Source organism: Actinophytocola sp. (assembly GCF_049647105.1).
In the GTDB taxonomy this organism is placed as follows: domain Bacteria; phylum Actinomycetota; class Actinomycetes; order Mycobacteriales; family Pseudonocardiaceae; genus Actinophytocola.
The window spans coordinates 1-9318 of record NZ_JBARWZ010000207.1 but is presented as its reverse complement, the minus strand read 5'-3'; the positions used below and the strand labels follow the sequence as shown (position 1 = coordinate 9318).

Annotated in this window: 13 protein-coding genes; 7 read left to right on the top strand and 6 right to left on the bottom strand. The window is 69.4% G+C overall.

What is annotated here, in order from left to right; translation table 11 throughout:
* Positions 1-114 precede the first annotated feature (114 nt).
* Both WBA97_RS24475 and WBA97_RS24470 read right to left on the bottom strand, forming a co-directional pair.
* The gene (locus WBA97_RS24475; protein ID WP_424233249.1) at positions 115-267 is read right to left on the bottom strand and encodes a hypothetical protein; all 153 of its coding nucleotides are present in this window, start codon (positions 265-267) and stop codon (positions 115-117) included.
* 117 nt (positions 268-384) lie between these two features.
* Positions 385-528 (bottom strand): hypothetical protein, encoded by a 144-nt coding sequence (locus tag WBA97_RS24470; RefSeq protein WP_424233248.1) that lies wholly within the window; start codon positions 526-528, stop codon positions 385-387.
* Between WBA97_RS24470 and WBA97_RS24465 the strand changes: the two genes are divergently transcribed.
* From WBA97_RS24465 to WBA97_RS24445, 5 genes are all read left to right on the top strand, one after another.
* Positions 520-834, top strand: coding sequence for a hypothetical protein (locus WBA97_RS24465; RefSeq protein ID WP_424233247.1), 315 nt, complete (start codon positions 520-522; stop codon positions 832-834). The genes WBA97_RS24470 and WBA97_RS24465 overlap by 9 nt on opposite strands.
* Before the next feature lie 258 nt (positions 835-1092).
* Positions 1093-3435 carry a hypothetical protein gene (locus WBA97_RS24460; RefSeq protein ID WP_424233246.1) on the top strand — a complete coding sequence of 781 codons (2343 nt, stop codon included), beginning with the start codon at positions 1093-1095 and terminating at the stop codon, positions 3433-3435.
* Positions 3436-3456: 21 nt separating this feature from the next.
* Complete coding sequence (locus WBA97_RS24455; RefSeq protein ID WP_424233245.1) at positions 3457-3972, top strand: GNAT family N-acetyltransferase; 516 nt, start codon at positions 3457-3459, stop codon at positions 3970-3972.
* 68 nt (positions 3973-4040) lie between these two features.
* The gene (locus WBA97_RS24450; RefSeq protein ID WP_424233244.1) at positions 4041-4877 is read left to right on the top strand and encodes a maleylpyruvate isomerase N-terminal domain-containing protein; all 837 of its coding nucleotides are present in this window, start codon (positions 4041-4043) and stop codon (positions 4875-4877) included.
* Between the two features lie 299 nt (positions 4878-5176).
* On the top strand, positions 5177-5464 hold the full coding sequence (locus WBA97_RS24445) for a hypothetical protein (RefSeq protein WP_424233243.1): 288 nt from the start codon (positions 5177-5179) through the stop codon (positions 5462-5464).
* 106 nt (positions 5465-5570) lie between these two features.
* On the opposite strand, the gene WBA97_RS24440 is transcribed toward WBA97_RS24445, so the two are convergent.
* Entirely contained in the window at positions 5571-6290 is a 720-nt protein-coding gene (locus tag WBA97_RS24440) for a LysR family substrate-binding domain-containing protein (protein WP_424233242.1), read from the bottom strand.
* A 57-nt stretch (positions 6291-6347) separates the two neighbouring features.
* Between WBA97_RS24440 and WBA97_RS24435 the strand changes: the two genes are divergently transcribed.
* Positions 6348-6737, top strand: coding sequence for a DUF5997 family protein (locus WBA97_RS24435; protein ID WP_424233241.1), 390 nt, complete (start codon positions 6348-6350; stop codon positions 6735-6737).
* A 321-nt stretch (positions 6738-7058) separates the two neighbouring features.
* Here WBA97_RS24435 and WBA97_RS24430 read toward each other — a convergent pair whose 3' ends face one another.
* Positions 7059-7508, bottom strand: a complete 450-nt coding sequence (locus WBA97_RS24430; RefSeq protein WP_424233240.1) for a DUF1707 SHOCT-like domain-containing protein — start codon at positions 7506-7508, stop codon at positions 7059-7061.
* Positions 7509-7636: 128 nt separating this feature from the next.
* Here WBA97_RS24430 and WBA97_RS24425 point away from each other — a divergent pair, with 128 nt between their 5' ends.
* On the top strand, positions 7637-8476 hold the full coding sequence (locus WBA97_RS24425; RefSeq protein ID WP_424233239.1) for an LLM class F420-dependent oxidoreductase: 840 nt from the start codon (positions 7637-7639) through the stop codon (positions 8474-8476).
* 144 nt (positions 8477-8620) lie between these two features.
* Here WBA97_RS24425 and WBA97_RS24420 read toward each other — a convergent pair whose 3' ends face one another.
* Complete coding sequence (locus tag WBA97_RS24420; RefSeq protein ID WP_424233238.1) at positions 8621-9187, bottom strand: NUDIX domain-containing protein; 567 nt, start codon at positions 9185-9187, stop codon at positions 8621-8623.
* An 11-nt stretch (positions 9188-9198) separates the two neighbouring features.
* The gene (locus tag WBA97_RS24415; protein WP_424233250.1) at positions 9199-9297 is read right to left on the bottom strand and encodes an alpha-1,6-glucosidase domain-containing protein; all 99 of its coding nucleotides are present in this window, start codon (positions 9295-9297) and stop codon (positions 9199-9201) included.
* Positions 9298-9318 lie beyond the last annotated feature (21 nt).

Below are 9318 nucleotides of genomic sequence, written 5' to 3'. Positions count from 1 at the left end.
CCCGTGCCCCGGGACGGGGCGGCCGCGCAACTCGCCGACCCTGGTGTTCCCACTCCGGCTGGGTTACGCGGCATACCGTCTCCGGACTCTGTCACGGCCGTGTTCGATCCTGGTTCACGCGGTGCGGGGTGGGTCGACCAGTTCGATGCCAAGGGCGACGACGCCGAGGGCTTCGCGTTCGGGAGGGTAGATCTGGCGGATGTTCGCGAGTTGCTCGTCGCGGGTGGCCAGCGGGTTGACCGAGGCGACTTCCTCGTGGTCGAACATCTCGTCGAACGAGTCGTAGCGGGCGACACGGGTGACACGGGTGAGGACCTGGTCCTCGCGGTCTCGGCTGACGGGAGCGGGTGCTCCGGCAGCCGACCGCGATACCGGCCGGTGCGGTCAGAACAAGGTGGGCTCCGGCTCGGCAGGCGTGGCCACCGTGGCGGGATCCGACGTTAGCAGCGCGGTGGTGGCGGTCAGCGCCAGGCGCACGGCGAGTCCCGAATGGTCGGTGAGCCGGGAGCCGTCCGCGGCGTGCTGCACGTCATCGCCGACATCGACTCCCTCAACTACGGCCTGAACCTGCTCACCAGCGACTTGCTGCATGGGTGCCTGCTCACCACCGAACGTGTCGCCGACGCTGCCCTCGAGGGCAGGCTGCCCGGCCAGGGTCTGCGCAAGATCGACCTCGCCGAGGACTACCAACCCAACTTGGAGATCGTCACCGGCATCTTCGCCCGCCGGGGTGAGCGTGACCGCTATGCCGACGACCACCCGCTCAACCTGCTGTGGAACGCCTTCGCCGAAGTGACGCCGACCCGATCCGTCCCCACGGCCCTACCGGGCTGACAGGTCGTCGCGCTCCGTGGCCCGCCCAAGATGCAGGCTGACGGCCCTCGGGAAACACTCTCCCTGGCAGTCGCTGCAACGATGATCGTTGCGCTCCCGACAGCTCCACATCCGACGCTGCTCCGCTTGCTGGGCGGAAGCTGGGCCGATCAGCACACGGCCCGCAGGCTGTCCGGCGGCGCCTGGAAACGAGACACGTCAACTAAGGTGGGGAGGTCTGCCTGGAGGATCACGACGTCGGGGGTTGTGGTGAAAGGTGTGCGAGGGCTTGTTGTCGCGCTGCTCATGGTGATGGCGTCGGTGACATGGCCGGGAGCCGGTCAGGCGGCGGCCGAGTCCTGGAGTCTGACCACCGCGCAGCGGCAGGCCTACCTGTCCCACTACGCGCCGGTGATCCTCAAGCGCGGGGACGAGAACAACGGCCGTGAGGGCAGCGACTGGCTGTCCAACTACGACTTCGACCGCGACGGCGACTTCAGCGACAACCGGGTGAACTGGCGCACGGTCGGCCAGTACGCGACGGCGGGGGCCAACCCCCACTGGCGGATCCGGCCGACGCTCTACACGGCGCTGATCGAGTACACGGAGAACGGGGTGAAGAACCTCGTGTTGCTGTACCACGTGTACAACGCGGCCGACAAGGACTTCACCGAGATCCACGACTGGGAGCGCGTCGAGATCGTCCTGCGTGGCGTCACCGGCACGCCCGGGGCGGGGGAGACGGTCGGCCACGTGACCGTCACCAGCCACAAGGACCACGTCATGCGGAGCGGGACCGACAGCGCGGTGAACTTCATGCCTGCCGCGACCGGCAGGCACCTGTTGCTGTGGCAGGCCGACCACAGCAACTTCGACCTGCCCAGCGTCAACCCGCACGGCCACGAGCTGCGCTTCGCCACCACCCCGTGGAGCACCATCGCGGCGCGGATGGAGTCCACCAGCACGGCCGAGGTCGACATCAACAACGACAACGAGAAGAACGTGCACTACGCGTTCGTCCCGGAGGGCTCGGCCGACGCGGTCGCGGCCTGGCGGGCCCAGCCGGTGACCTCGGCGACGGCCAACGGCCTGGCCGGCAAGGTCGACAACGGCACGGACGTGCCCTGGCAGGCGATCAAGCGCATCACCTACGAACTGCAGGACCTCGCCGACATCGTGCCGACCCACTGGCAGGGTGCGAACTGGCAGACCCACTGGCTGCCGGACAAGTCGAGCGACATGCTGCTCGAGAGCCCGGTGACCGGGGAGACCGGCGCGGCGGAGGTCAGTGCCGGGCTGCAGCGCTTCTACACCGCCTCCCGGGACAGCGGGGAAGGCGACCTCACCGACGGCCGTGAGGGCATCCTGTCGAAGAGCTGGTTCTACGGCGCCTATTCCGGTGAGGAGAACGCCGACGAGATCTCCGGCTCCGACGACTTCGGCGGCTACGAAGGTCTCGGCGTCGACAGCGCGGGCCGCAGCCGCGGCGCCGCGAGCGGGGATCCCGCCTCGCACGACACCTACTGGCGCCAGCACGACTTCTTCGTCCACACCGGACTCGTCGACAGCGACGACCATCGGGAGTCCGGCACGTGGCTCACCGGAGACTGGTACACGGCGGCCAATGGTGGTTTCGACGGCCGCTGGACCCAGCTCTTCGACGACCGGCCCGACGCGGCACCCGCCGCCGCGAGCCCGGCGCGGGCCGAGGACCGGGTGCTTCGCGTGTACAACAACAACATCGAGAACCTGGTGCGCAACAACGCCGATGGCTCGTGCACGCGCATCTCCGGCCCGGACCACCTCACCTCGATGCTCGTCGACGACGCGGGCCGGACGGGCACCGCCGGTGTCGTCGCGCCGGACATCCTCATCGTGCAACAGATTCGCGGTACCGGGCAGGCAGAGGCGTACGCCGACCAGCTGTCCGCGAAGTTCGGGCTGCCCGCCGGGACCTACCGCGCGATCGTGGCGTGGTCCGACCCCGAGTCGTGGGGCGGGAGCCACCACTGCGGCGACCAGAGCCTCGGTGACCTGAAGAAGAAGCAGACCAACGGGATCATCTACAACTCCGGTCGGCTGAGCCTCGCGGCCGGGGACGTGTCGAAGTACTGGAGCGCGGGCTGGCTCAAGCCGGGTACCGCGTACGACGGTGGCGCCGGCTGCACCCTCTACAAGCCGCCGGACAACGACGACGGTGCGACCAACGAGTACAAGTGGAAGCGCACCAGCGCGATCGCCGCGCGGTTCACCATCAAGGCCACCGGCACGACGGTGTTCGCCGCGACCATGCACCTGCCACAGGAGAACGGGGCCAACGCCTGCGCGGGCGCCGGTGACACCGGCGTCGGCGGCACCGGCATCCACCTCGGCGCGGACGCGCGGAGCCTCATGGACGCCTCGACGATCCGCGTGGTCGGCATCGACGCCAACCGCACGGGGATCGCGGCGTCCACGCTGGCCGGCTACGGCATGACCGGGTACGGCAGTGCCGCCACGCATGGCAGTCGCAAGATCGACTACCTGTTCGTCCTCGGCACGGTCCGTCCGTCGCCGATCGGGCACACGGTGGCGAGCACGAAGTCCAACCACCTGGCCCTGTACGGGTTCGTCGACTTCTGACCGGCGCGGTAGACAGGACGCATGCGCATTCGACCCGGTGACATGGCGGACCTGCCCGCCATCATGACGATGTTCGACGAGGCGATCGCCTGGATGGTCTCCAGGGGCAACACCCGGCAGTGGGGCACCGAACCGTGGTCGACCCAGCCGGAGAAGGTCGCGTCGATCAGGAAGCGGGTCGAGGAGGCCGACCTGTGGCTCGCGGAGGTCGGCGGCGTGCCGGTAGGCACGCTGATCACCGACGACAAGCCGAACGTCTACGTGAACCCGGTCGACGAGCCGGAGCTGTTCGTCACCCTGCTGCTGGTCTCCCGAGGGCACGCCGGTCGCGAGATCGGCGCACGGCTGCTCGCCCACGCCCGCACACTGGCGGCGGCCAAGGGCGTCGTGCTGATCCGCGTCGACTGCTACCGCGGCGAGGACGAGCAGCTGATCCGCTACTACGAACGCAACGGTTTCGTCCGCACGCACCAGATCCTGGTCGGTGAGTGGCCGGGCCAGGTGCTGGAGCAACGCCTGCCCGCCACCTCGCGGTAGAAACGGGCACGGCCAAGTCAGCAACCTGGAACAACTACCGCGCGTCGATCGTCACTAACGTCCGGTACGTGCCCATCACCGAGGAACGGTGGACGACCGCGCGTGCGGCCGTCGCGACGACCGCCGAGCGGTTTCTCGACCTGGTCGCGGCGAGTGACCCGCGCACCATGGCCACCGCGCACTGGTCCGTCGCCGACACCGTCGCGCACGTGGGCACCATCGCCTTCATGGACACGGACATCGTCCGGTCCGCAGAACCCGCTTTTCCCTCGGCACGCGAACAGTTCCTGACGGCCACGGTGGACACCGTCTCCGACCTGAACGCCACGACGCTGCGCCTGGTCACCGTGCGCGACCCCGTGGTGCTGGCCGACCGGCTGAGGCAGGACGTCGACGACATCCTGCTGGCGACCGAGTCGGTCGACCCGGCCACCCCGGTGTCCTGGCTCGGCGGCTCCCGGGTCCCGGTCTGCGGCGTGCTCGCCCACCTGGTCAACGAGCTGAACATCCACGGCCGCGACATCGCGCGGGCAACGCGGACGCCGTGGACCGTCCCGCCCGCCGACGCCGCGCTGTTCTTCGAGGTGTTCTTCGTCGAGCTGCTGCGCCACGGCGTCGGGCACCTGATCGACAACGACGAGCCCCCACGCGAACGCCGGATCGCGGTGGGTTTCCGCTCGCACCACACCACCCCGGTGACCGTCGTGCTGCACCGCGGCCGGGTGTCGCTTGACGAGTGGGACAGCCCGGCCGACGCGCGGATCTTCTTCGACCCACCCGCGTTCAACCTGATGATGTTCCACCGGATCGGCAAGGCCCGCGCCGCGCTCACCGGCAAGGTGCGCGTGTGGGGCCCCAGGCCGTGGCTCTTGCCCACGTTCCTGAAGACCGTGCGCTGCCCGTGAGAGGTCACGGCCAGGATTGAACGTCAAGCGCGTTCCCGCAGGTCGACTTCGGGCAGGTCCGGTGCCTGGCTTCATGAGCCGGGTGGCTAGGGTGCTGCGGGTGACCGCGTCGGAATCTACGGTGCCCCAGTCGGCCGCGACCGCTGTGCTGCCCGTGGAACAGTAGGTGGCGGGCTTGGTGCGTAAGCGTATGGCCGCCGGAGTGCTGTTCCGCGACAAGGCGGGCCGGGTGTTGCTGGTCGAGCCGTCTTACAAACCGAACTGGGAGATCCCCGGCGGCCCGTGAGCTGGCCGAGGAGTTGGGGTGGGACCACCCGCTGGGGCGGCTGCTGGTGGTGGACTACGTGCGACCGCAGGACTCGCGGCCCGAAGGCGTGGTGTTCGTCTTCGACGGCGGTGTGCTGGATGAGACCGACGTGGTGCGCATGGAGTTCCCGGACACGGAGGTCCTTTCAGCTGGGTTCTACACGGTGGTGGAGGCAAGGGCCAAGGTGAAGCCACTGCTGGCCGACCGCCTCGCCGCGGCGCTTCAGGCTGTGGAGCAGGGCGTGACCGTGTTGTGCGAGCAGGGACAGCGCATCGCCTGACCGGCGGCACTGTTTCTGCCGGTGAGCGGTTACGCGGTCATCGGGCGTTCGTGGCCGCGTTCGCCAAGGAGTTCGGCCACACCCCTGGCCGCACGCCCGCGGCCGGTCAGGACCGGCGGCGGGGCCTCTTTCCCCTGACGTTCTGACGACGCCGGGTTTCCTTGGCCGCCTTCGGTTTCCGCTGTTCGGGAGCCTTGCGAGGGGTGGCCTGCGGCATGCGGCCACGGGTGCTGTTGACCGTGCGCCCCCGGACGATCCCGATGAACTCCTCGACGAGGTCGGTGGTCTCGTCCTCCAGCCAGGACAACGCGACGCCGGACTGCGGTGCGTCCGTGAGCGGCCGGTAGGTGAGGTCCTTGCGGTGGTGCAGCCGCGCGAGGGACTGGGGCACGACGAGCAACCCGACACCCGCCGCGACCAGTTCGACGGCGTCCTGGGTGGTGGCGGGCCGGTGGGCAGCGAGCTGTCCCGGCGGCCGAGGCCAGTCGAGGGTGTCGTCGTGCGGGTGCAGCACGACGTTGTCCGCCAGATCCTCTGTGGTCAGCTCGTCCGCCGCGGTGAGGTGGTGTTCCTTCGGCACCACGACCACGGTTGTCTCGGTGTAGAGCGGGATGGCGTGCAGGCCCGTCCGGTCGGTCGGCAACCGCAGGAGGACCGCGTCGGCGTCGCGGTCCCGCACGAGGCCGGCCGCGTCGGCGGGGGAGACCTGGACGAGGGTCAGCGGCACGTCGGGCAACCGCTCCTGCCAGGTCCGGACCCACTTGGCAGGCGTCACCCCGGGGACGTAACCGAGGGTGAAGGATGGCGGGACGTCCGGGCCTGTCACGTGGGCAGATTACCGGGCGTGCGGGGCGCCACCGCACCGCCCGTTACCCTCGACGCCATGACGTCACGCAAGACTCCCCAGACGATGAAGCCCGCGACCGCGGCGAAGAAGCTGGGCGTGTACCTCGAGGCCACTCCCGAGGAGTTCCAGGCGGGTGTCGTCTCGCGTGACGAGCTGAACGCCATGCAGGCCGACCCGCCGGACTGGCTGCGCGACCTGCGCCGCGACGGTCCGCACCCGAAGCAGGTCATCGCCGCGAAGCTGCGGGTGTCGATCAGCGGTCTCGCACGTGCCGGTGTCACCGACGCGCTCACGACCGAGCAGATCGACGCGCTGAAGGTGGCCAACCCCGAGTGGCTCCAGCAGGAACGCGCCACGCAGGCCGAGGTCAGGAGCGCGGTGGCCCGCGCCAAGACGGAGACACCGCGCACGCCACCGCGCCGCTGAGAATTTTCACCCCCTCACTGTCCACATAGGACATCAGTCGGTACCTGCTTCCTTCAGTCCCCCATCACTAACAACTATTAACTATATAGATGTCCAATTTTTTTGGCGCCGCTCGAGGCGGCCCGGCCAACGACACCCCGCTCGGTTCACAAGCAGCCAAGAGGGGAGGGGTTATGAGTGGAACGGTCGTGCCGATCCGTGAACTGGTGACGCATGAGCGCCTCGGCGCGTGCGGTCAACACCGACGGGCCGAGGCGCATGGACAGGTTCGCCGTCGCGCCTTGGCCGGGTGTGCCCGCGCGGACGGTCTGTGCCGTCCGGTCAGCGGTCGCGCCTGCGGTGGTAGCCCCCGCCGAACCTGCCCATCGCGCCGAACGCCATCGGGATGAGGAGCCAGACCGGCCAGAAGTACTGGGCGTGGCCGGAGGCGATGCTGGTGACCAGCCAGATCACGGTGCTGACGACGAAGATGCCGCCGAACCCGCCCAGCCACGCCTTGACGAGCTGTCCCGCACGCTCGGACTTGACCGGCGGGACCGCTGTCGCCCCGTGCGGCACCGGGTCGGTGGCCGAGATCTTCGCGGCGAGGGTGGTGTTGGGCAGGTCGTCCAACAGCCCCTTCAGGTCGCCGTAGGTCTTGGCCGCGTACGCCTTCTGCAGGCGGTCGTCGTACTCGGCGAGATCGAGGCGCCCCTCGTCCAGTGCCTGCTTCAACTTGTCCGCGATCATCTGGCGATCACTGTCGCCTGCCCGCATGTCGTCACGACCCATGTGCACAGGATGTCATCCCGGTGTCACCGGGCAATGGTCCGGTGTGGACCACCGGCGTCGCTGGAGGTAGCCGCGCTGGCGCACACGCACTACCGTGAGATAGAACACGTTCTACTTACGGGGTGCGCATGCGATTCGGGATCGTGCTGTTCACGAGCGACCGCGGGATCACGCCCGCCGCGTGTGCCAAGGCGGCGGAAGACGCCGGGTTCTTCTCGTTCTACGTTCCCGAGCACACCCACATCCCCGTCCGGCGGGCGGCGGCGCACCCGCTCACCGGCACCTCGGACCTGTCCGACGACCGCTACCTGCGCACCCTCGACCCGTGGGTGGCCCTCTCGACGGCGGCCGCGGTCACCTCGACGATCCGGCTCGCCACGGCCGTCGCGCTGCCGGTGGAGTCCGACCCGATCACCCTCGCCAAGACGGTCGCGAGCCTGGACTTCCTCTCCGGCGGCCGGGTCACGCTCGGCGCCGGGTTCGGGTGGAACACCGACGAACTGGCCGACCACGGCATCCCGGCCAGGCTGCGGTACACGGCGCTCCGCGAGTACGTCGAGGCGATGCGCGCCCTGTGGACGGAGGACGTCGCCGCCTATGACGGCAGGTTCGTCTCGTTCGGCGGCAGCTGGGCCTACCCGAAACCGGTCCAGGAGCACATCCCGTTGCTGGTCGGGGCGGGCGGCACCGAGCGGACGTTCGCCTGGGTCGCGGCCAACGCCGACGGCTGGATCACCACCCCGTACGAGACCGACATGGCCGACCGGGTCCGGCTACTGACCAGGCACTGGGCCGACGCGGGCCGCGCGGGCAAGCCGTACGTCGTCGCGCTCGGCGGACGGGCCGACCCCGAGCGGGTGGATCAGCTCGCCGCGCTCGGTGTGGACGAGGTGGTCATCGGCGTGCCGGACAGGGACGAGGACGCCGTGCTCGCGTTCATCGCCAAGATGGGCACGCGGCTGAACTAGTCCGCCTCCCCGGAATTCACAGTGTTGGTCCCGCCCCAGCGACGCCGAAGGACCGGAGGCGGTTGGTGGCTGGGTGTCGTCACGTTCCCATGAGGTCGCTGTCGGTCAGGCCCAGACCCGCGCACAAAGATCCATGGGACAGGCCTATCGCAGCACGTCGAGGAAGGCACGCTGGACCGCGGTGAGCGGGACCGTGGCGAGTTCGCCAGGGGGCAGCAGCCGGTGGCCCCGTTCCCAGCCGTCGAGGTCGACCCAGCCGGCCGGGTGGTCGGCGTGGTGGCGTGCCGGGGCGGTGTAGACGAGCTGCAGGAAGTCCGGATGGGGATACGGGTGGTCATGGGGTCGCGGCTCGGTGAGCTGGAGGTGGAGGAAACCAAGCGGCCGCAGGTCGCCGGGATCGATGAGCCAGCCGGTCTCCTCGTGCACCTCGCGCCGGGCGGTCTGCTCGTAGGTCTCACCCGGTTCGCGTCTGCCGCCGGGCCAGATGTGCTGTTCGTCCGGCGCGTGACAGACGACGACCCGGTCGCCGACGCGGACGATGCACCGGATCGAGGTGATCAGCTCGTCCGGCAGCTCGGCCGGCGTCAGGTAGGCGGCCACCCGCAGCGCTATCTCACCTGGCCAGACGATGTGTTGTCGCGCCGAGGGGGTCAAGCGGGACAACACATCGACCAGGCCGGGATGGCGGGTGCCGAAGCCGGGTCGCGGCACAGGTTCGTCTCCTAACTCGTCACGAACACCGCCACTGTGCGGGGCGGGACCGTGAACGTGCCGGTGCGTGAGTCGTAGGACGAGCCGCGCACCACCGGGTCCGCGCCGATCGCCTGCCCCCGTCAGTAAGG